At 74.0% G+C, this 20,951-nt stretch carries 22 protein-coding genes; 17 read left to right on the top strand and 5 right to left on the bottom strand.

Annotated elements, in window-relative coordinates:
* Positions 1-53: 53 nt before the first annotated feature.
* The 3 genes from DMP17_RS26075 (at position 54) to DMP17_RS26065 (ending at position 2,792) form a co-directional block, all read left to right on the top strand.
* Positions 54-701, top strand: coding sequence for a hypothetical protein (locus DMP17_RS26075; protein ID WP_062403935.1), 648 nt, complete (start codon positions 54-56; stop codon positions 699-701).
* Between the two features lie 96 nt (positions 702-797).
* On the top strand, positions 798-1,766 hold the full coding sequence (locus DMP17_RS26070) for an SDR family NAD(P)-dependent oxidoreductase (protein ID WP_226367973.1): 969 nt from the start codon (positions 798-800) through the stop codon (positions 1,764-1,766).
* A 30-nt stretch (positions 1,767-1,796) separates the two neighbouring features.
* A complete protein-coding gene (locus tag DMP17_RS26065; protein WP_337830885.1) occupies positions 1,797-2,792 on the top strand; it encodes an adenosine deaminase in 996 nt (331 codons plus the stop codon).
* 7 nt (positions 2,793-2,799) lie between these two features.
* Here the strand turns inward: DMP17_RS26065 and DMP17_RS26060 are convergent, their stop codons facing one another.
* Positions 2,800-5,385, bottom strand: coding sequence for an ATP-binding protein (locus DMP17_RS26060; protein ID WP_443217910.1), 2,586 nt, complete (start codon positions 5,383-5,385; stop codon positions 2,800-2,802).
* A gap of 324 nt (positions 5,386-5,709) precedes the next feature.
* Between DMP17_RS26060 and DMP17_RS26045 the strand changes: the two genes are divergently transcribed.
* The 5 genes from DMP17_RS26045 (at position 5,710) to DMP17_RS26025 (ending at position 10,376) form a co-directional block, all read left to right on the top strand.
* Positions 5,710-6,546 (top strand): mycofactocin-coupled SDR family oxidoreductase, encoded by an 837-nt coding sequence (locus DMP17_RS26045; RefSeq protein ID WP_337830884.1) that lies wholly within the window; start codon positions 5,710-5,712, stop codon positions 6,544-6,546.
* Between the two features lie 32 nt (positions 6,547-6,578).
* A complete protein-coding gene (locus tag DMP17_RS26040) occupies positions 6,579-7,751 on the top strand; it encodes an acyl-CoA dehydrogenase family protein (RefSeq protein WP_337830883.1) in 1,173 nt (390 codons plus the stop codon).
* A 23-nt stretch (positions 7,752-7,774) separates the two neighbouring features.
* Positions 7,775-8,164, top strand: coding sequence for a hypothetical protein (locus DMP17_RS26035; RefSeq protein WP_337830882.1), 390 nt, complete (start codon positions 7,775-7,777; stop codon positions 8,162-8,164).
* Between the two features lie 131 nt (positions 8,165-8,295).
* Positions 8,296-9,891, top strand: a complete 1,596-nt coding sequence (locus DMP17_RS26030; protein ID WP_337830881.1) for an AMP-binding protein — start codon at positions 8,296-8,298, stop codon at positions 9,889-9,891.
* Entirely contained in the window at positions 9,888-10,376 is a 489-nt protein-coding gene (locus DMP17_RS26025; protein ID WP_337830880.1) for a flavin reductase family protein, read from the top strand. Before DMP17_RS26030 ends, DMP17_RS26025 begins: the two co-directional genes overlap by 4 nt.
* 18 nt (positions 10,377-10,394) lie before the next feature.
* Here the strand turns inward: DMP17_RS26025 and DMP17_RS26020 are convergent, their stop codons facing one another.
* Positions 10,395-11,993 (bottom strand): flavin-containing monooxygenase, encoded by a 1,599-nt coding sequence (locus DMP17_RS26020; RefSeq protein WP_337830879.1) that lies wholly within the window; start codon positions 11,991-11,993, stop codon positions 10,395-10,397.
* Positions 11,994-12,145: 152 nt separating this feature from the next.
* Here DMP17_RS26020 and DMP17_RS26015 point away from each other — a divergent pair, with 152 nt between their 5' ends.
* Genes DMP17_RS26015 through DMP17_RS26005 form a run of 3 tightly spaced genes read left to right on the top strand, consistent with a single transcriptional unit; the run spans position 12,146 to position 14,120 of the window.
* On the top strand, positions 12,146-12,919 hold the full coding sequence (locus DMP17_RS26015; RefSeq protein ID WP_337830878.1) for an SDR family NAD(P)-dependent oxidoreductase: 774 nt from the start codon (positions 12,146-12,148) through the stop codon (positions 12,917-12,919).
* Entirely contained in the window at positions 12,916-13,476 is a 561-nt protein-coding gene (gene pyrE / locus DMP17_RS26010) for an orotate phosphoribosyltransferase (protein ID WP_226354342.1), read from the top strand. Before DMP17_RS26015 ends, pyrE begins: the two co-directional genes overlap by 4 nt.
* Complete coding sequence (locus tag DMP17_RS26005) at positions 13,473-14,120, top strand: TrmH family RNA methyltransferase (RefSeq protein ID WP_226354341.1); 648 nt, start codon at positions 13,473-13,475, stop codon at positions 14,118-14,120. Before pyrE ends, DMP17_RS26005 begins: the two co-directional genes overlap by 4 nt.
* 47 nt (positions 14,121-14,167) lie before the next feature.
* On the opposite strand, the gene DMP17_RS26000 is transcribed toward DMP17_RS26005, so the two are convergent.
* The 3 genes from DMP17_RS26000 to DMP17_RS25990 form a co-directional block, all read right to left on the bottom strand.
* A complete protein-coding gene (locus DMP17_RS26000) occupies positions 14,168-15,148 on the bottom strand; it encodes a VTT domain-containing protein (protein ID WP_337830877.1) in 981 nt (326 codons plus the stop codon).
* Positions 15,149-15,217: 69 nt separating this feature from the next.
* Entirely contained in the window at positions 15,218-15,562 is a 345-nt protein-coding gene (locus DMP17_RS25995; RefSeq protein ID WP_226367971.1) for a hypothetical protein, read from the bottom strand.
* Positions 15,559-16,248, bottom strand: coding sequence for an RNA polymerase sigma factor (locus tag DMP17_RS25990; RefSeq protein WP_226356608.1), 690 nt, complete (start codon positions 16,246-16,248; stop codon positions 15,559-15,561). The genes DMP17_RS25995 and DMP17_RS25990 overlap by 4 nt, the downstream gene beginning before the upstream one ends.
* A 192-nt stretch (positions 16,249-16,440) precedes the next feature.
* Between DMP17_RS25990 and fbaA the strand changes: the two genes are divergently transcribed.
* The 6 genes from fbaA (at position 16,441) to DMP17_RS25960 (ending at position 20,944) form a co-directional block, all read left to right on the top strand.
* A complete protein-coding gene (gene fbaA / locus DMP17_RS25985; protein WP_226354339.1) occupies positions 16,441-17,472 on the top strand; it encodes a class II fructose-bisphosphate aldolase in 1,032 nt (343 codons plus the stop codon).
* A 58-nt stretch (positions 17,473-17,530) separates the two neighbouring features.
* The gene (locus tag DMP17_RS25980; protein WP_073576038.1) at positions 17,531-17,944 is read left to right on the top strand and encodes a DUF3151 domain-containing protein; all 414 of its coding nucleotides are present in this window, start codon (positions 17,531-17,533) and stop codon (positions 17,942-17,944) included.
* Positions 17,945-17,949: 5 nt separating this feature from the next.
* The gene (locus DMP17_RS25975; RefSeq protein ID WP_337830876.1) at positions 17,950-19,095 is read left to right on the top strand and encodes an FUSC family protein; all 1,146 of its coding nucleotides are present in this window, start codon (positions 17,950-17,952) and stop codon (positions 19,093-19,095) included.
* A 120-nt stretch (positions 19,096-19,215) separates the two neighbouring features.
* Positions 19,216-19,893, top strand: a complete 678-nt coding sequence (locus tag DMP17_RS25970) for a lysophospholipid acyltransferase family protein (protein WP_337830875.1) — start codon at positions 19,216-19,218, stop codon at positions 19,891-19,893.
* 75 nt (positions 19,894-19,968) lie between these two features.
* Positions 19,969-20,496 (top strand): DUF3558 family protein, encoded by a 528-nt coding sequence (locus DMP17_RS25965; RefSeq protein ID WP_226367968.1) that lies wholly within the window; start codon positions 19,969-19,971, stop codon positions 20,494-20,496.
* Positions 20,497-20,614: 118 nt separating this feature from the next.
* Positions 20,615-20,944 carry a hypothetical protein gene (locus DMP17_RS25960; RefSeq protein ID WP_337830874.1) on the top strand — a complete coding sequence of 110 codons (330 nt, stop codon included), beginning with the start codon at positions 20,615-20,617 and terminating at the stop codon, positions 20,942-20,944.
* The last annotated feature ends 7 nt before the right edge of the window (positions 20,945-20,951 follow it).

Raw genomic sequence — 20,951 nt, 5'->3', positions numbered from 1 at the left:
CGGAGCCGTGGCGTTACCACTCCACGGGGCCCGTCGGGACTACGCTGCCCGGCATGTCGGTCTGGTTCGTCATCGCCCTCGTCGCGATCGTCGTCGGTGTCGGTCTGCTGCTGTTCGACCGGTTCCGCGGGGGCGCGACGCGGGACCGCCGCCGCTGGGCGTCCATGCGGGAGTGGGAGTACCTCGAGTCCGATCCCGTCCTGCCCAGCCGCTGGCGCTACGGGACGATCCACCAGGGCGGCCCCGGTGTGGCCCGCAACCTGGTCTCGGGCGACGTCCCCACCCCGGACGGCCCGCGCAAGGCCTACGCGTTCGACCACGAGCAGGCCGGCCGGATCAGCTCGGTGCTCTGCGCGGTGCAGGTGCACGAGTCGCTGCCCGCCGCCGTCGAGCTGCGGCTGCCCTCGGCCCCGCTGCCCGACGACGCCGGTCTCGACCTGCTCGAGCCGGTCGGTGAGCGCTACGCCTTCGTCAGCGACGCCGACGCCGTCCGCCCGCTGCTGACCCCGCGCGTCGCCGACGCCAGCGACGCGGTCGGCGAGGACGTCGAGCTCCTCTGGGCCGAGGACGCCTGGGTGCTGGCCGCCGCGCCCGTCGGCATCTCCGCCGATCGGATGCAGGACCTGCTCGCCGATCTGGCCGAGGTCGCCACCGCTCTGGAGGAGGGGCTGCACGCCCGTCGTCCCGCGATCGAGTCCTGATCTGCGGGTATCTACGCAGCGTTGATCCACCGCAACGCGATGTGACCACCCGAACGCGTTAAGCCGAACGGGTACGGCTAGCCTGATCGTGTGGCTATGGCTCTCATCACCGGCGGCGGTACGGGTCTCGGCGCGGCTCTGGCCGACCGACTGGCCGCGCGCGGACACGACCTCCTGCTCGTCACCCGCGACCCCGAGCGGGTCGCCCCCACCGCCCGGGAGCTCGCCGCCCGGTACGGGATCCGCGCCGACGTGCTCCTCGCGGACCTCGGCACCCGGCACGGTCTGTTCCGGCTCGAGGCCTACCTCGCCGGACCGGAGGCCCCGGCCGTCGACGTCCTCGTGCACGACGCGCTCGCCGACGCAGCCGGCGCCGCACCGGACGCCGGGCGGGCGAGCGTCGACCTCGGCATGACGGCGACGATGCGCCTCACCCACGCCGCGCTGCCCGGCATGCTGCGCCGCGGCGCCGGCGGGATCGTCGCGATCGGCGGGGACGAGCAGTCGGCCGCGTGGGCGGTCTCGTTCGTCACCTCGCTCGCCCCGACCCTGACCGGCGACGTGCACGTCGTCGCCGTCCGCGGCGACGACCGGCCGGAGTGGACCGCCGACGCCGCCGACGCGGTGCTCGACGACCTCGAGGCGGGCCTGCTCGTGAGCGCACCGCAGAGCGGCCCGGCCCGCCCGGGCCCGGCCCGGCGCGCCGTCGCCGCGGGGGTCCGTGCGGCCCGGCGCGGCGCCGAGCTGTTCGCCGACGCGACCTGGGAGCCCACCGGCGCGGCGGCCGTCACCACCCCGGCCACCGCGGTCCCGGCCGCCCCGTCCGCCACGCCCGAGGAGCTGCTCGGCGGTGCCGGGCACCGGGAGCCGTCCCGGCTGCCGGACCTGCCCTCCCGCCCGGGTGCGGGGCGCGCCGTCGTCGCCGCCGGGGACTGCGGGCGGCACTGGGCGGCCGGTCCGGTGCGCACCGCGGCGCAGCGCGCCCGCGCGAGCGCCGCGGCCCGCGACCGCTCCCGTGGCCACCAGGTCTCGGCCTACATGACGTCGACGGTCACCAGCTCCTGACCGCCCGGAGCGGCGCGGGATGATGTCCCGGTGACGACCACCGGGACCCCGCCGCTGCCGAAGGCCGAGCTGCACCTGCACATCGAGGGCACGCTCGAACCCGAGACCGTGTTCGAGCTGGCCCGCCGGCACGACGTCGACCTCCCGTACGCCTCGGTGGAGGAGCTGCGGGCCGCCTACGACTTCACCGACCTGCAGTCCTTCCTGGACGTCTACTACGCCAACATGGCCGTCCTGCGGACCCGCGACGACTTCGCCGCGCTCGCGTCGGCCTACCTGCGGACCTGCCCCGAGCAGGGGGTCCGGCACGTCGAGATGTTCTTCGACCCGCAGGCGCACACCGCCCGCGGCGTCGCGATCGGCGACGTGATCGGTGGGCTCACCGACGCGATCGAGCACCACGCCGACGACGTCTCCGCCGGGCTGATCCTCTGCTTCCTGCGCGACCGGTCGGCCGCCGAGGCCGAGGAGACCCTGCGGGCGGCCGAGCCGTACCTGGACCGGATCGTCGGGGTCGGGCTCGACTCGGCCGAGGTCGGGCACCCGCCGTCGAAGTTCACCTCGGTGTTCGAGCGGGCCCGCGGGCTGGGTCTCAAGCCGGTCGCCCACGCCGGCGAGGAGGGACCGGCGGGCTACGTGACCGAGGCCCTCGACGAGCTGGGCGTGCTGCGCGTCGACCACGGCATCCGCGCGATCGAGGACGACGCCCTCGTCGCCCGCCTGGTCCGCGATCGCACCCCGCTGACGGTCTGCCCGCTGTCCAACGTCCGGCTCGCCTGCGTCCCCGGCATCGGGCTGCACCCGCTGCCGGAGATGCTCGCGGCCGGGCTGAACGTGTCGGTGCACTCCGACGACCCCGCCTACTTCGGCGGCTACGTCGACGCGAACTACGCCGCGGTCCGCGAGGGCCTCGGGTTCGGCGAGGACGCGCTGCGCACCCTCGCGGCGAACTCGGTGTCGTCGTCGTTCCTGGACGACACGGCCAAGGCCCGGCTGCTCGCGGAGGTGGCCGCCTGGCGGCCGTGACCGCGGCTCACGGGTGCGACCACCAGCTCGCGAGCTGGGTGCGGCGGGCGAAGCCGAGCTTGGTCAGGATCCGTCCGACGTGGCCCTCGACGGTGCGGTGCGAGAGCACGAGCTCGGCGGCGATCTCCCGGTTGGTGCGGCCGCGGGCGACCAGTGCCACGACCTCCCGTTCGCGCGGGGTCAGCACCACCTCGGCCGGCAGGACCGTCGTCGCGGCCGGTGCGAGGGCGTAGCCGAGGGCGTCGTCGCGGCGCAGCGCGGCGCCGTGCCGGAACGCGGCCTCGAACGCGGTGGAACCGAGGATCTCCCGGCTGCGCCGCTCGTAGCCCTGTCGGCGCGACTGCCAGTCCGGGGAGCCGTAGAGCTGCTGGCCGAAGGACCCCCAGCGGGCCGACGCGGCGCCGAGCAGCACCGCGGACCGCTCGTGCCGCCCGTCGACGGCGGCGGTCCAGGCAGCCAGGTCGAGCGCCAGTGACAGGCCGATCGTGTCGTCGAACCCGGTGACCAGCTCCAGGCTCTCCCGTGACCGGCGGCGGGCCTCGGCGACGTCGTCGCGGAGCAGGGCGATGAACCCGAGCCCGTCGGCGGCGTAGCTGCGGAACCACGTCTCGCCGGCCGCTGTGCTGCGCGCGTGCACCGCCCGCAGCCGGGACTCGGCCGCGTCGAGCGCGCCGCGGGAGATCTCCAGCAGCCCGACGTGCACGTCCAGCGTGGCGAGCGGGACGGCGCCCGCTTCGACCGCCCGGTAGCGGCGTTCGGCGTCGGCGAACAGGTCCGCGGCCTCGGTGAACCGGTCGGAGAAGAACGCGGCGAGCCCGGCGACGTGCACCGCGAACGCCGCGAGGCCCGGGTCACCGGCCGCGTCGGCGGTCCCGCCGGCCTCGGCGGCCAGCTCGGCCGCCGCCTGCGGATCGCCCTGGAGCGCGGCGACGAGCCCGGCGGCGGCGAGGGCGCGGGCCCGGTCCGGCGTCGGGTCGGGCGCGGCGTCGAGCGCGCGGGTGAGGCCGCGGCGGTGCTCGGTCATCGACAGGCAGGTCGCCCACAGGAACCAGGGCGAGCCGAGCAGCCGCAGCGCCGCCGCCGGGTCGGCGCCGTCGCCCGAGGCGTGGTCGAGCGCCGCACGCAGGTCCGCGTGCTCGGCGTTCGCCCGCCGGGCCAGCGCCGCCTGGTCCGGCCCGAACCAGGCGGCGGCCAGCTCGGCGTGCGCGGCGAGGCGGTGGCGCAGGTGCCGGTCGCGCAGCGCTCGGGCTTCGTCGGCGGACAGCCGGTCGCGGCCGAACTCGCGGATCGTCTCCAGCATCCGGAACCGGACGTCACCGGTGCCGTCCTCGCGGATCAGGATCGACTTGGCGGTCAGGCCGGACACCGCGTCGAGCAGCGCCGGGCCGGGCACCCCCGAGGGCAGATCGGCGGACCGGGCGCACACGGCGTCGAGCGCGTCGAGGTCGAACGAGCCGGGGAAGACCGTCGCGTGGCTCCACAGCGTCTGCTCGGTCGCGGTGCACAGCTCGTGGCTCCACGCGACGGTGGCCAGCAGCGTGCGGTGCCGCTCGGGCCCGGCCCGGTCGCCGTCGGTCAGCACCCCGAAGCGGTCGGTCAGCCGGGTCAGCAGCCGGTGCACCGACAGCACCCGCAGCCGGACCGCGGCCAGCTCGATGGCCAGCGGGACGCCGTCGAGGCGACGGCAGATCTCGATGACGTCGGGCAGGGTCGCCGCGTCCGGTGTGAAACCGGGGAGCACCGAGGCGGCCCGGTCGACGAACAGCGCCACCGCGGGGACGTCCAGCGCGTCGGGCACCGGGCCGTCCGGGACGGGGAGCGGGTCGACCGGCAGCACGTGCTCACCGGCGATCCCGAGGGTTTCGCGGGAGGTGGCGAGCACGCTCACCCCGGGGGCGGCCCGTAGCAGCGGGTGCAGCAGCCCGGCGACCGCGTCGAGCAGGTGCTCGCAGTTGTCCAGCACGATCAGCGCCGGGCGGTCGCGCAGGTGCCCGAGCAGCACGTCGGCGGCCGGGCCACCCGCCGCGGCGACGCCCAGCTCGTCGAGCACCGCCTGCGCGACCAGCCCCGGGTCGTGCAGCGCCGCGAGCTCGACGAACCACACGCCGTCGGCGACGTCGCCGGTGCGGGCCGCGGCCACCTGCCGGGCCAGCCGGGTCTTCCCGACCCCGCCCGGGCCGGTGAGGGTGACCAGCCGGTGCCGCCGGACGGCGGTGGCGACGGCCGCGATCTCCTCGGTGCGCCCGACGAACGTCGTCAGCTCGGGGCGCGGCCCGCTCCCGGTACCGGGTGCGACCGGGTCGCGACGCAGCAGCCGGACCCGTTCCTTCAACGCCGTCATCGAGTGCGGCCAGCCGATCCGCGGGGCGATCTCGGTCGCGGGCAGCCCCGGCTCCGCCGCGAGCAGCGCGACGATGGCGGGTTCGAACGGGTCCGCGACGGTCCCCGCGCGCGGGCGCCGGTCGGGTGGCCCGTCGGCGGCGAGCGCGCGCCGCACCGTGTTGCGGGAGACACCCAGGGTGCGGGCGATCGCCTTGATCGCCTCACCCGACGCGTGCCGCGCCCGGATGTCGTGCCAGGTGGCCGTGTCCACCGCCGGACCCCCACGTCCTCGTCGACGCACTCCGAACCCAGCCTAGACCGCCGGAGTGCGGGATCGACACCACGCGCGGACCCCCCGTGTCCGCGGGGGTCCGGTGCCCCCGGACGGGGTCCGTGGCCGGCGTCGTGAACGGACCCCCCGTCGCACGTGTCCATGTCACCGCAGCGCAGAGGGTCGGATTCGGATCCGGACCCGCGGATCCGGCGACCGCGCGACTGCCCGCTGGCCGGACCCCCGCACGGCCGATCACTGTGGTCCCGGTCATACGGGGTCCGGGACGATCCCGCTCCACTCGACGACGAGAGGCGCCGACACATGGGCAAGCTGGACGGCAAGGTCGCACTGGTCACCGGTGCCGCACGGGGACAGGGCCGGTCGCACGCGATCCGGCTGGCGGAAGAGGGCGCCGACGTCATCGCGGTCGACGTGTGCGCCCCGGTCGAGACGGTCGGCTACAAGCCCGCCGACCCGTCCGACCTCGACGAGACCGTCGCCCTGGTCGAGAAGCTGGACCGCCGGATCGTCGCCCACCGGGCGGACGTCCGCGATCTCGCCGCGCTGCAGGCCGCCGTCGCCGACGGCGTCGCCCGGCTCGGCGGCCTCGACGTGGTCGTCGCCAACGCGGGCATCTTCTCCAGCGCCCCGGTGCACGAGATCACCGAGGAACAGTGGCAGACGATGATCGATGTCAACCTGACCGGCGTCTGGAAGACGGTCAAGGCGACCGTCCCGACGTTGCTGGAGCAGGACCGCGGCGGCTCGATCATCCTGATCAGCTCCACCGGTGGCGTCCAGGGCCACCCGGGCTTCGGGCACTACGTCGCGGCCAAGCACGGCGTGATCGGCCTGTCCCGCACGATGTCCAACGAGCTGGGCCCGAAGAACATCCGGACCAACGCGATCATGCCGACGTCCGTGCTCACCGACATGATCGACCACGTCGGCATGTACCGGCTGTTCCGCCCCGACCTGGCCGAGCCGACCCACGAGGACTTCCGCGAGGCGCTGTCGTCCGGGATGAACGTGCTCCCGACCCCGTGGCTGGACCCGCGCGACGTCAGCAACGCCGTCGTCTGGCTCGCCTCCGACGAGTCGCGCTTCGTCTCCGGCATCGCGCTGCCGGTCGACGCCGGAACCACCCAGAAGCTCTGAGCACCGACCCGACCGACGGAGGTCAGGACATCATGACGCAGACCCTCGAACCCACCGCCACGACCGACCTCGTGGCCGCCGCGCGCGGCCTCGCCACGGTGATCGACGCCGAGGCGGACCGGATGGAGACCGAGCGGCGTATCACCGAGCCCGTCGTCGCCGCCCTGGCCGACGCCCGGATCTTCTGGATGCTGGTGCCCCGCGCGTTCGGCGGCGGCGGCGTCGGCATCGTCGAGGCGCTGCAGGTGATCGAGGAGCTGTCCCGCGCGGACGGCTCCACCGGCTGGGCGGTCATGGCGAACGCGTTCAGCACCGGCATCGCGGCCGGCTTCCTCGGTGACGAGGGCGCCCGCGAGATCTTCGCCGGCGACGACAAGGGCGTCACCGCCGGGATGATCCTGCCGACCGGCACGGGCGTCCGGGTCGACGGCGGTTACCGGGTCACCGGCCGCTACGGCTTCGCCAGCGGCTCCGGCCACGCCTCCTGGATCGGCGCCGGGTTCGTCGTGCACGACGACGAGGGCAACCCCGAGGTCGTCGACGGCACCCCGGTCTGCCGGGTCGCGTTCGTCCCGCGCGAGAAGGTCGAGTTCCTCGGCGGCTGGAACGTGATGGGCATGGTCGCGACCGGCTCCGACGACTACGCCGTGCACGAGGTGTTCGTGCCCGAGGCGCACACCATGGACACCTTCTCCACCGTCCCGGTGCGGCCCGAGGCCGTCTACAAGCTGGGTCTGCTCGGCATCGGCGTCGGCGGGCACGCACCCGTGGCGCTGGGCATCGCGCAGCGCGCGCTGGAGGAGATCGCCCGGATCACCGCGGTCAAGTCCCGCCCCGGCTACGACGGCCCGGTCGGCGACTCCCCCATGTTCCGCCGCGAGTTCGCCGCCAACGAGGCGCTGCTGCAGGCCGCGCGGCGCTACGTCTACGACGCGCACGCCGACGCCGAGGCCGCCGCGGCCGCCGGGGAGATCACCGACGAGCACCGCGCCCGGCTGCGCCAGGTCACGACCTGGGTGCAGTCCGTTGCCCAGGACGTCGTCACCTTCGCCTACAACTGGGGCGGCAGCGCGTCGCTGCGGACCCCCAGCGTGCTGGGCCGCTGCCTGCGTGACATCTCCGTCGGCGCCCAGCACATGCTCGTCGAGCCGATGACCCTCGTCGAGGCGGCCGGGCCGATCCTCGCCGGCTACACCACCCGTTGACCCACCCCCGAAGGAGCACCGCCGTGTCCGATGCCGAGGCCCTCACCGCCGCGTTCGCCGCCGCCGACAAGGGTGACGCCGTCCCGTTGGTCACCCTCATGCACGACGACATGACCTGGGCCGGGTTCACCCTCACCGGCACCCAGCAGGTCTACTCCAAGAACGAGTTCCTGGAGGCGTTCGGCGTCCTGGGGAAGCTGGACGAGTTCGCGAACGAGGTGACCCGGACCGAGACCACCCCCGAGGGGATCGTGATCGCCTGGATCCGGATCTACCGCAAGCTCGGCGACAAGGTCCTCGACGTCACGATGGTCACCACGCACCAGTTCGTCGACGGCAAGGTCGTGCGCAGCACCGACTGCTGCCCGCCGGAGTTCGCCGCGTACTGGCGGGAGACCGGCCTCGCGGCCTGACCTCCCCGGACCGGGGGCGGGGCCGCACCGCCGAGGCGGCCCCGCCCCCGGCGTCCTCTTTCGTGCACTCGCACCGAGGGGGACCCAGGACGCACCGTGACCGGTGCCAGCGAGATCGAAGGAGATCCCCCGTGAGCACACACCCGACCGCCGTCCGGCCGGCGTCGGTCCTGGAGGCGTTCCGCCGCACGGCGGCCACCGCGCCCGACGACGTCGTCCTGCGGTTCCTGGGCCACGATCTCACCGCGGCCGAGGTGGACCGCCGCTCCGACGCGCTGGCCGCCGCCCTGCGCGCCGACGGCCTCGCCGTCGGCGACCGGGTCGCGCTGTACCTGCAGAACGACCCGCAGTACGTGGTCGCGCTGCTGGCCGCGTGGAAGGCCGGGGCGATCGCCGTCGCGGTGAACCCGATGCTCACCGCCCGCGAGGTGCGGCTGATCCTCGACGACTCCGGCGCCCGGGTGCTCGTCGCGCTGGAGGAGCTGCACCGGGCGCACGGCGCCGCCGCCGTCGACGGCTCCACGGTCACCACCGTCGTCACCACCGACCCGTTCTCCGACGCGCCCGACCACCGCCCCGCCGGCGCGGTCGTCGGCACCCCGGACGGGGCGGTCGACCTCGACGCGCTGGTCGCCGCGCACGACGGCGCGACGGTCCCCGAGCACGTCCCGGCCCCGGACGACACCGCGATGCTTACATACACCTCCGGCACCACAGGCCGGCCGAAGGGCGCCCGCAACACCCACGCCAACGTCGTGCGCGGCGGCATCGCCTACCGCGACTGGTACGGCATCACCGCGCCCGGCGGCGTGCTCGGGATCGCGCCGTTGTTCCATGTCACCGGGCTGTCCGGGCACATCGCGGCCGCGCTGGTGTCCGGGGTGCCGCTGGTGCTCACCCACCGGTTCGAGCCGGGCGTCGTGCTCGACGCGATCCGTACCACCCGGCCCACGTTCACCGTCGCCGCGATCAGCGCGCTGATGGCGCTGTGCCGGGCCGACCCGGACGCGCGGACGACGTTCGCCTCGTTCACCGCGATCGCCTCCGGCGGCGCGCCGATCGCGCCGGCCGTGGTCGAGGAGTTCGAGTCCGCGACCGGGCACTACGTGCACAACGCCTATGGCATGACCGAGACGACCTCGCCCACCCACGCCGTCCCGCTCGGCGAGCGTGCCCCGGTGGACCCGCGCTCCGGTGCGCTGGCGGTCGGGAAGCCGGTGCCGGACTGCGCCACCCGCATCGACGCGCCCGACGACTCCGGGATCGGCGAGCTGCTCGTGTCCGGCGGGAGGATCGTCCCCGGCTACTGGGAGCGCCCCGACGAGACCGCCGCCGCGATCACCGACGGCTGGCTGCGCACCGGCGACGTGGGCGTCGTCGACGACGACGGCTGGTTCTACGTCGTCGACCGCAAGAAGGACATGATCGTCGCCAGCGGCTACAAGGTGTGGCCCCGTGACGTCGAGGACGTGCTCCTCTCCCACCCCGCCGTCGCCGACGCGGCCGTGGTCGGGGTACCCGACGAGCGCCGCGGCGAGACGGTCAAGGCGGTCGTCGCGTTCCGTCCCGGGACCGTCGACCCGCCGACGCCGGAGACGCTGATCGCCTGGTCCAAGGAGCGGATGGCGGCCTACAAGTACCCGCGGATCGTGGAGGTCGTCCCCGAGATCCCGAAGACCGCGACCGGCAAGATCCTGCGCCGCGCGCTGCGTGGGGAGACCCCGTGACCACCGCGATCGACCCGTTGCGGTTCCGGGAGGTGCTGGGCGCGTTCTGCAGCGGCATCACCGTGGTGACCGCGCTCGACGCCGACGGCGCCCCGGTCGGACTGACCTGCCAGTCGTTCAGTTCGCTGTCGCTGGACCCGCCGCTGGTGCTGCTCGCGCCGGCGCGAAGCTCCAGCACCTGGCCGCGGATCCGCGCCGCCGGCGGCTTCGGCGTCGCGGTACTCGCCGAGGGGCAGCACGACGTGGCGACGGCGATGGCGCGCAGCGGCGCCGACAAGTTCGCCGGGCTGGACTGGACGCCGTCCGCGCACGGCCGCCCCCGGCCCGCGGGGATCGCGGCCTGGCTGGACTGCGACCTGCACGCCGAGCACGACGGCGGCGACCACACGATCGTCGTCGGTGCGGTGCGCGACCTCGACGTGACCGACCGCGCGCCGCTGCTCTACCACCGGGGGACGTTCGCGACCCTGCGGCCCGCGGACTGACCCCGGGGCCGCGCGTCGTCAGGCGGTCGCCGCGAGCCGGACCGGGCGCAACGGGTGCAGCGGGCGCCCGGCACCGGCCCGGCCCCGCTGGACGTCGAACGGCGACAGCCGGAACCGGCGGGTCCGCAGCTGGTACTCCGCGGTGTTGGCCGGCCACATGACGACGTTGACACCCTCGTCGTTCTGGTAGTAGCTCGCGCAGCCGCCGGTCTCGTAGACGGTGCGGGCCGAGCGGCGGCGGATCCGCCGCGTCCAGCGCTCCTCGACGGCGGGTTTCACGTCGAGCGCGCGGATGCCCTCGGCCGCCATCCGGCACACGGCGTCGGCGACGTAGCGGGCCTGGGCCTCGGAGAACAGCAGCGTCGAGCTGGCCCCGCTGGTCGCGTTCGGACCCTGCATGAGGAACAGGTTCGGGAAGCCGGGGTAGCTCATCCCCAGGTAGGCGCGCGGGTAGGCGCCCCAGTGGTCGTGCAGCGACCGGCCGTGGGCGTCGTGGATGCGGCGCGCGATCGGGGCGGTCGCGCCGACCTCGAACCCGGTGGTCAGCACGATCGCGTCGACCTCGGCGCGGCTGCCGTCGCCGGAGACGACGGTCCGCCCCTCGACCCGGGCGAGCCCACCGGTGTGCAGCGTCGTGTTCGGCGCGCTCATCGCGGGCAGGTAGTCGTTCGAGACCAGCGGCCGCTTGCAGGCGTAGTCGAAGTCGGGGGTGAGCCGCGCGCGCAGCTGCGGGTCGGGCGTCTGGGCGGCGAGGTGCCTGCGGCCGACCCGGGTGAGCGCCTCGCGCAGCAGCCGCGAGCGCCGGGTCGCGGCGAGCAGCTCGGCGCCGACGTAGATGACGTCGAACTGCATCCGGCACAGCAGCGGGTTCGCCGCCAGCGTGCGACGGGTGCGCTCGCCGACGGGCCGCTCGGGCTTGGGCAGGATCCAGGCCGGGGTGCGCTGCAGGACGTGCAGCTCGGTGACGCGCGGCTGCAGCTCGGGGACGAGCTGGATCGCCGTCGCACCCGTCCCGACGACCGCGACGCGCGAGCCGGTGAGGTCGGTGTCGTGGTCCCAGCGGGCCGAGTGGAACACCGGGCCGGGGAACTCGGCGAGGCCCTCGACGTCGGGCAGCTTCGGGTCCGCGACCAGCCCGGCCGCGCTGACCAGCACGTCCGCGGTGAACTCCCCGGACGGCGTCGCGATCCGCCAGCGGGCGTCCGCGGCGTCCCAGCGGGCGGCGAGCACGTCGGCGTCGAAGCGGACGTGGTCGAGCAGGCCGGTCGAGCGAGCCAGGCGCCGTGCGTAGTCCTGCACCTCGTGGCCGGGCGCGTAGAGGTCGCTCCAGTCCGGGTTGGTCATGGCACGCAGCTGGTACAGCGGCGAGGGCGTGTCGACGCCGACCCCCGGGTAGGTGTTGTCGCGCCACACCCCGCCGACGTCGTCGGCCCGCTCCAGCAGGACGAAGTCGTGCACACCCCGCCGCAGCAGGGCCAGGCCCACGGCGAGTCCGGTGAACCCCGCACCCACGACGGCGACCCTCGAATGACGGGGCGACGGGCCGCTCGGCACGTCGGAGGTGCCGGGGGAAGCGGGATCGACCGGCCGCTGGATCGGCAGCGCCTCGGACGTCATGGTCTCGACGGTAAAGGCTTCATGGTGCACCGGCACGCGAGAGCGGCCCGTCTCACGAGGTCGCCGGACACCCCTGTCGCACGGGTCACACCCGACCCGTCGGTAACCGTCGCGCCTGCACCGGTCGGGTGCGGACGCACTACGCTCCCCGCGTGCCCTCCGTCATGATCACGGGCGCGTCGTCGGGGATCGGGGCCGCGTTCGCCGATCGGCTCGCCGCCGACGGCCGCGACCTCGTGCTCGTGGCGCGCGACGCCGACCGCCTCCAGGCCGCCGCGCAGCGCTACCGCGACCTCGGCGTCGCCGTCGAGGTGCTGCCCGCCGACCTGTCGGACCCGGACCAGCGGGCCCGGGTCGTGCGCCGCCTCGCCGACCCCGACGTCGCGCCGGTCGACCTGCTCGTCAACAACGCCGGGCTCGCGCTGGGCGCCTCGTTCCTGGAGAACGACGCCGCCGACCTGGCCCGCCAGCTGCAGGTCAACGTGGCCGCCGTGCTGGAGCTGACCCGGGCCGCGCTGCCCGGGATGGTCGACCGCGGCACCGGCGCGGTGCTGAACGTCGCCAGCGTCGCGGGCTTCCTGGCCGGGCGCGGCTCCACCTACCCGGCCGACAAGGCGTGGGTCATCTCCTTCACCGAGGGCGTCGCGGCGTCGCTGCAGGGCACCGGGGTGCGCGCGATGGTGCTGTGCCCCGGCTACGTGCGCACCGAGTTCCACGAGCGGGCCGGCATCGACGTCGGCGCCCGCCGCGGCCCGCTGTGGCTGGAGGCCTCCCAGGTCGTCGACGAGGCCCTCACCGACCTCGACCGGGGCCGGGTCGTCTCCGTGCCCTCCAGGCAGTACAAGGCGATCGTGGGGGTGACCGGGATGCTGCCCCGGAGCCTGCTGCGACGCATCACGGCGACGTTCGACAGGGATCGCACATGAGCTCCGCACACACCGACCGCTCCCGCCTCGCCGCGCTCGTCCGGGAGATCGCCGTCGTCCACGAGCGGGTCACGCTCTCCTCCGGCGCGGAGGCCGACTACTACATCGACCTGCGCCGCGTCACGCTGCACCACGAGGCGTCCCCGCTGATCGGACGGCTGCTGCGCGAGCTCACCGCGGACTGGACCTACCGGTCGGTCGGCGGGCTGACGCTCGGCGCGGACCCGGTCGCGACGGCGGTGCTGCACGCGGCGGCGGCCGAGCCGGACACCGATCCGGTCGACGCCTTCGTCGTCCGCAAGGAGACCAAGAAGCACGGCATGCAGCGGCTCATCGAGGGCCCGGACATCACCGGCCTGCCGGTGCTGGTCGTCGAGGACACCTCCACCACCGGCGGCTCGGTCCTGACCGCGGTCCGGTCGGTGCTCCAGGCCGGCGCCGACGTGGTCGGGGTGTGCACCGTCGTCGACCGCGACACCGGCGCCCGGCAGGCCGTCGAGGCCGAGGGCGTGCCGTACCGCGCGCTGCTGGGGCTGGCGGACCTGCAGCTGGGATGAGCGAGCCCGGGCCCAGCGAGTGGTCGGTCCCCGGCCAGGTCGGGGTCGGCCCGTGGGCCGGGCCGTGGCCGCAGGGCGACCAGTGGGACCCGGAGCTGCTGGAGCAGGGGGACCGGCGCAACGTCGTCGACCGCTACCGCTACTGGCGCCGTGAGGCCGTCGCGGCGGACCTGGCGCGGCGGGCGCACCCGTTCCACGTGGCGATCGAGAACCTCGGCCACGACCACAACATCGGCACGGTGGTGCGCACGGCGAACGCCTTCGGCGTCGCCGGCGTGCACATCGTCGGGCGACGCCGGTGGAACCGTCGCGGCGCGATGGTCACCGACCGCTACCTGCGGCTGCACCACCACGCCGAGGCCGGCGGGCTCGTCGCGTTCGCCCGGGAGCACGGTCTGGCCGTGGTCGCGGTGGACAACATCGCGGGCGCGGTCCGGCTGGAGGCCACGTCGCTGCCGCGGGACTGCGTGCTCGTGTTCGGCGCCGAGGGCCCCGGGCTGTCGCCGGAGCTGTGCGACGCCGCGGACCTGGTCGTGTCGATCGCCCAGTTCGGCTCGACGCGCTCGGTCAACGCCGGGGTGGCCTCGGGGATCGTGATGCACGCATGGATCCGCGAGCACGCGGACCTGTCCGACGCCTGGTGACCAGCACGTTTCCGCCCCGGGCAGGGCGGAGACGTGCCGATCGACGCTCAGTTGCCGTGCCGGGGCGGCATGGCGGGGCGGCCGGTGGTGTGGCGGTACGGCGGCTCCGTGCCGTCCTGCGGGCGGGGGCCGGGGCCGTGCGGCGGCACGGCGCCACCGTGCTGGGGCGCGGCCCCGCCGTGCTGCGGGGCACGACCGGGCTGCGGGGCCTGTCCGGGGCGGGGACGACCGTGCTGCGGCGCCGGGCCGTTCCCGACGGCCGGCATCTGCATGGTGACCGCGGCCGGGTCGTCGTCGGCGGTGTGGCCGGTGACGGTGGCGGCGGCCGCACCGGTCGCGGCACCCGCGACGCCGTCGACCGGGCCGGCGGGGCCCCCGCGCCTGGACGCGGCCCGCGCCCGCAGCACCTCGAACACGATCGGCAGCACCGAGATCAGCACGATCGCGATGAGGATCAGGTCGATGTGCTCACGGACGAACGCGAACTGGCCGAGGAAGTAGCCCAGCACCGTCACGCCCGCCGCCCACGCGACGCCGCCGATCAGCGAGTACGTCATGTAGCGCTTCGGGTCCATCCGCGCGACGCCCGCGCTCACGGTGATGAAGGTCCGCACGATCGGCACGAAGCGGCCCAGGACGATGGCCCGGTTGCCGTACTTCTCGAAGAACTCGTGGGTCTTCTCGACGTGCTTGGGGTTGAACAGCTTCGACTTCGGCTTGTCGAAGATCGCCGGGCCGGCGCGATAGCCGATGCCGTAGCCGACGGCGTTGCCGGCGAAGGCGGACACCACCAGCACCAGGCAGACCAACCACAGCGGCACGTCGATCGCGCCCTGCGCGACGAACAGGCCCGCGGTGAACAGCAGCGAGTCGCCCGGGAGGAAGAACCCGAGCAGCAGCCCGCACTCCGCGAAGATGATCGCAGCGACGCCCACCAGGGCCCACGGACCCAGGGACTCGATGATCACCGCCGGGTCGAGCCAGTCGGGACCGAGGGCGAGCGTCTGCGTCGCGGCGAGAACCGTCACGTCGAGAAACGGTACCGGCCGGGTGATGTGGATCGACGTGGCCGTCGCTGTGGGGGTGCTGTGAGCGGCTCAGCCGAGGGCGGGCAGCGCACCCGGCAGGAGCACCGACACCAGCGCGAGACCCCCGCCGAGCAGGGCGCCGAGGAGCAGCGCGATCACCGCGGCCCAGACGATCTGGCCGGTCGCCGACCGGGCGGGCTCCGGCGCCGGGGCCTGCTGCGGCCGGCGCTGCGGGGGCGGCCCGGGACGCGGGACCGGCGGCGGGATCCGGCCGGGGACGCGTGGCGGCACGGGGGCCGGGCCCGCCGCGGGACGCTGCGGCATCGGGCGCCCGCGGGCCTGCGCCTGCAGCGCCTCGCCGATCCGGCGGGCGGCGTCGTCGCGGCCGGGCTGCGGCGGCTGGGGGCCGGTCATCGCAGCTCCCCCGGACGCCGGACGGCCTCGGTCCCGGCGCGCTCGGCCATGATCCGGGCGACGGCGTCGAGCGCGCGGCTGGCGGTCGACTTCACCGTACCTCGGCTCATCCCGGCGGCCTCGGAGATCTCGGACTCGGTCAGCCCGCCGTAGTAGCGCAGGACGAGCACCTCGCGCTGGCGCGGCGGGAGCTGGCCCAGCGCGTCGACGACCGACTGGTGCTCGGCCGACAGCATGGCCAGCGACTCCGCGGAGCGGGCGTTCGCCGCGTGCGGCGGCACGTACTCGCGTGCCGTGCGACGGCGCCGCAGCACCGACCGGGACCCGTTCACCACGGCCGCACGCAGGTAGGCGACGGCGGCCGTCTCGTCCCGCAGACCGGTCCAGTGCCGGTGCAGGCCGGTGAACGCCTCCTGCACCACGTCCTCCGCGGTGGCCGGGATGTCCACCAGCAGCATCGCGAGGCGCATGAGCCGCAGGCGGTGGTCGCGGTAGAGATCGGCCAACGTCAGCGGTGTGTCCGGGCCCTGCCGGGCCCCGGAACCACCCGGCCCGTCGACCGGGGCCTGCGCCGTGCCCGGGGCGAACGGGTGCGGCCCGGTGCCCGCGGGCGCCGGTCGGCTGTCGATGGCGCGCAACCGGCCCAGCGTCCGGTCGACGGCGTTCTCGGCGCGCTCCTCCTCCACGCCCACCACACTAGCGACCACCACCGACAGGCTTCGCAGCATTACCCGGTGCAGCGGTCGGCGGCGTCGCCCGCGGTGAGACCAGGCCCATTCCGACGATGGCTCCCCCTTCCCCGCGGGTACGTGATACTCACCCGGAGACAAGGAGCGCTGCGCGGAGCAGCGACCGCCGACGACGAGGAGGCAGGCCCCGTGCCCATCGCCACGCCCGAGATCTACAACCAGATGCTGGACAACGCCAAGAGCGGCGAGTTCGCCTACCCGGCGATCAACGTGACCAGCACCGAGACCCTCAACGCGGCGCTGCGCGGGTTCGCGGAGGCAGGCTCCGACGGCATCGTGCAGGTCTCGACCGGTGGCGCGGAGTTCCTGTCCGGCACCCGGGTCAAGGACATGGTCACCGGCTCGGTCGGCCTCGCCGAGTTCGCGCACGTCGTCGCGGACAAGTACCCGGTCAACATCGCGCTGCACACCGACCACTGCCCCAAGGACAAGCTGGACTCGTTCGTGCGTCCGCTGATCGCGATCAGCCAGGAGCGCGTGGACAAGGGGCAGAACCCGCTGTTCCAGTCGCACATGTGGGACGGCTCCGCGGTCGAGCTCGAGGAGAACCTGAAGATCGCGGCCGAGCTGCTGGAGCAGGCGGCCAAGGCGAAGATCATCCTCGAGGTCGAGATCGGCGTCGTCGGCGGCGAGGAGGACGGTGTCGCGAACGACATCAACGACAAGCTCTACACCGCCCCCGGCGACTACGAGCGCACCGTCGAGGTCCTCGGGTCCGGCGACAAGGGCCGCTACCTGCTGGCCGCGACCTTCGGCAACGTGCACGGCGTCTACAAGCCGGGCAACGTGAAGCTCCGCCCGGAGATCCTCAAGCAGGGCCAGGAGGTGGCCGTGCAGAAGCTGGGCCTCGACCCCGGCGCCAAGCCGTTCGACCTGGTCTTCCACGGCGGGTCCGGCTCGCTGCTCGAGGAGATCCACGAGTCGCTGACCTACGGCGTCGTGAAGATGAACGTCGACACCGACACCCAGTACGCCTTCACCCGGCCGATCGTGTCGCACATGTTCGCCAACTACGACGGCGTGCTCAAGATCGACGGCGAGGTCGGCAACAAGAAGGTCTACGACCCGCGCTCGTACCTGAAGAAGGCCGAGGTCGGGATGAGCGAGCGCGTCATCGAGGCGTGCGAGTCGCTGAAGTCCGCCGGCAGGGCACTGTCCTGATCCGCGGCGCCCGGCCACCCGCTGGCGACGGCGGGTGGCCGGGCGCGAGGATGGCGGCATGAGTCTGCACGGCAACCTGCTCGAGCCCGACGACACGCGCCTCCCGGTCGACCCCGCCGCGGCGGACCTGACCGCGGGGAAGGACCCGTCGGAGGTGGCGGCGGGGTCGCCGTCGTCGTCGATCGCCTGGGCGGTGCTCGCCGAGCGCGCCCTCGACGCCGGGGAGTCCGTCGCCGCCTACGCCTACGCCCGCACCGGCTACCACCGCGGCCTGGACCAGCTGCGTCGCAACGGCTGGAAGGGCTTCGGCCCGGTGCCGTGGTCGCACGAGCCGAACCAGGGCTTCCTGCGGTCGTGCGGGGCGCTGCTGCGCGCCGCCACGGCGATCGGGGAGGCCCCCGAGGTCGAGCGCCTGCGCACGCTGATCAACGACTCGGACCCGGAGGCGCTCGCCGCCCTCGGCGTGTCCTGACGCCGGTGGCCGCGTGGGACCGGGTCCGCTCACGCGGCCGGGCCGGTGCCCGGCGCGTCCGCGCGTCGTGGCTGCCGATCCTGCAGTGCTCCATGGCCGCCGGCCTCGCCCTGTGGGTGGCCGGTGACCTGGTCGGTCACACGCGGCCGTTCTTCGCGCCGATCGCGGCGGTGCTCAGCCTGGGCATGTCGCTGAACTCGCGGCTGCGCCGCACCGCCGAGCTCGTGGTCGGGGTGAGCATCGGTGTCCTGATCGGTGACCTGCTGATCGCGCAGATCGGCGGCGGCCTCTGGCAGCTGGTGCTCGTCGTCGCGCTCGCGCTGGTCATCGCGGTGTTCACCGACGGCGGGACGCTGTTCGTCAACCAGGCCGCGGTGTCCGCGGTGCTGGTGACGACGCTGCTCCCGCCCACCGAGACCGGTGGGATCGACCGCTGCATCGACGCCCTGATCGGCGGCCTCGCCGGGATCCTGGTCGCCGCGGTGATCCCCGCGCACCCGGTCCGGATCGTGCGCCGGGTCGCCCGCCGGGTGCTCGACGACCTCGTCACCGTGCTCACCGAGATCGCGACGGCGCTGCGCGAGGGTGACCGGGACAGCGCCTCGCGGGCGCTGGCCCGGGCCCGCGACACCCAGGCCGTCATCGACGAGCTGCGCACCGCCGTCAGCTCCGCGGGCGAGGTCGTGACGGTCTCGCCGATGCACCGGCCGCGCCGGGCGATGCTGCGCCGCTACCGGACGCTCGCCGAACGGGCCGACTACGCCCACCGCAACGCCCGGGTGCTCGCCCGGCGCGCGATGACCGCGATCGAGGACGGCGAACCGGTCCCGCCCGGTCTGCCGGACGCCATCACCGAGCTCGCCGTCTCCGTCGAGGCGCTGATCGGGGAGCTCGGGCAGGACGGCGACCGCGAGAAGGCCCGCGGCCCGATCCTGGAGGCCGTGCAGCACGCACCGGTCCTCGCCGACCCCGGTGCGGTCGTCGCCCGGCCGGTCGAGGGGCAGCCCGCCGCCGCGCCCGCGGTCTCGGCACCGGTGCTGGTCGCGCAGGTCCGCTCGATCGCCGTCGACCTGCTGCAGGCGACCGGGATGACCCGCAGCGAGGCGCTGCGTGCGTTGCGCGGGCAGCTCACCGATCCTCACGTGGACTGAACGGGCGGAAGGGCTTCCGTCACGGGCCGGTCACGGAGCAGAATCGGGCGTCGTTCGGCGCCGGGACGTCGGTCCCCCCTGCACGGAGTTGTGGACGTCGCTCACTGATCGGGGTTCACGGTGCAGCTGTTCATCCGCTACGTCCTCGCGCCACTCGTCCGGCTCGTGTGGCGGCCCCGCGTGCGCGGCGCGGACCGCATCCCCGCCACCGGGCCGGTGATCCTCGCGGCGAACCACCGCGCGGCCGTCGACACCGCGTTCATCCCGCTCGTCGCCCCGCGCAAGGTCGCCTTCCTCGGCAAGGCCGAGTACTTCACCGGCCGCGGCCTGCGCGGACGCCTGATGGCCGCGTTCCTGGGGGCGCTCGGCTACATCCCGGTCGACCGCTCCAACGCCCGTGCCGGCCTCGCCGCGCTCGCCGCGGGACGCGAGGTCCTGGAGTGCGGCGGTGCGTTCGGCATCTACCCGGAGGGCACCCGTTCCCTCGACGGGAAGCTGCACCGCGGGCACACCGGCGTCGCGTCGCTGGCGCTGTCGACGGGGGCGGTCGTCGTGCCCGTCGGCCTGATCGGGACCGAGCGCGTGCAGCCGATCGGACGGCTGTTCCCGCGCCTGGCCCGGGTCGAGATCCGCTTCGGGCGGCCACTGGAGTTCAGCCGCTACGAGGGACTGGAGGGCGCTCCGGCGATCCGGCGCGCGGTCACCGACGAGATCATGGACGCCATCGCGGACCTGTCCGGCCAGACCTATGTGGACAGCTATCACCGGCGCCCGGACGACTCGGCCGCCGCGGCCTGATCGGAACGGGCCCGGGGGCGACGGCGGCGGGCTAGCCTGCTGCCGTCCTGTTGCTGTCCCGGGGGAGCGTCGCCGGTGGTCCGACTCGTTGTCGTCCTGCTGTTGGTGTGCGGGGTGGTCGTGGGGTGTAGGGCTGCGGAGCCGGAGGGGCCGTTCCCGGCGCGGCCGGCGGAGATCGACGTGGCGAACGTCGACCCGTGTGTCGCGATGACCCCTGAACTGCGCCAGCAATGGGGAGTCGAAGGGGACGAGCCTTCGACCGTCACCCTCGCTGATGGTCCCAGTCGTGTCTGTGGGTGGGGCAACAACGACACCGTTGAGAGCTACAGCGTGCAGACGATTCAGACGCCGGCTGCAAAGGTTGCGACGGCGCAGGGTGCCACGATCACCGTCGTCGACGGGTTCGGAGCCGTCAGGATGGTGGAGAGTGAGGACACCGCGCCGCTGTGCGAGCTGTATCTGGACGCCGCGGAAACGGCCGGCATCCGTGTTCAGGTCCGAGACGTCGGTTACAACGAGCAGACTCGCGGATCGATCGACGACACGTGTCGTCGGGCAGAGGTGCTGGCCCGGAGCTACCTGATCGCTGCTCGTTCACGCTGACTGGTTCGCATTAGCGAACGCTTCTGAGTGATTCGCGCTCCATCAAAGATGGCGCGCATACGATTCGTTCATGCACACGTCCGCCCATGAACCACGAGGGTCAGCGAGTGATTCCCTCATGCTTCAGGTCAATATCGAGAACGTCATGAAGGTGTATCAGCGCCTGAACGATCAGGTTCGGAACCTGCGAAGTGGAGGCCAAACAGCTGATCAGCTGAGGATCATTCCTCCGTGTGGACAGGACCCTGTCTCCCTCGATGCAGTGACCGTCTTCCAGCCCAAGATCGACTCCATTACGCGGACACACACGGAGTACGTCACCGAGGTCGTGGAGGCGCGTGACCGCTTGAAAAGTGCGGCACAGGAGTACGGCCTGATCGAGGACGAGAACGCGGCAACCCTGAAACCCACCACTTCGCCGTACAACGGCCCTCTGCTCGAGCGTTAGGGATCCG

This window comes from Pseudonocardia sp. TMWB2A (genome assembly GCF_017312135.1).
The sequence above is the reverse complement of the archived record's forward strand: the minus strand, read 5'-3'. Positions and strand labels throughout refer to the sequence as shown.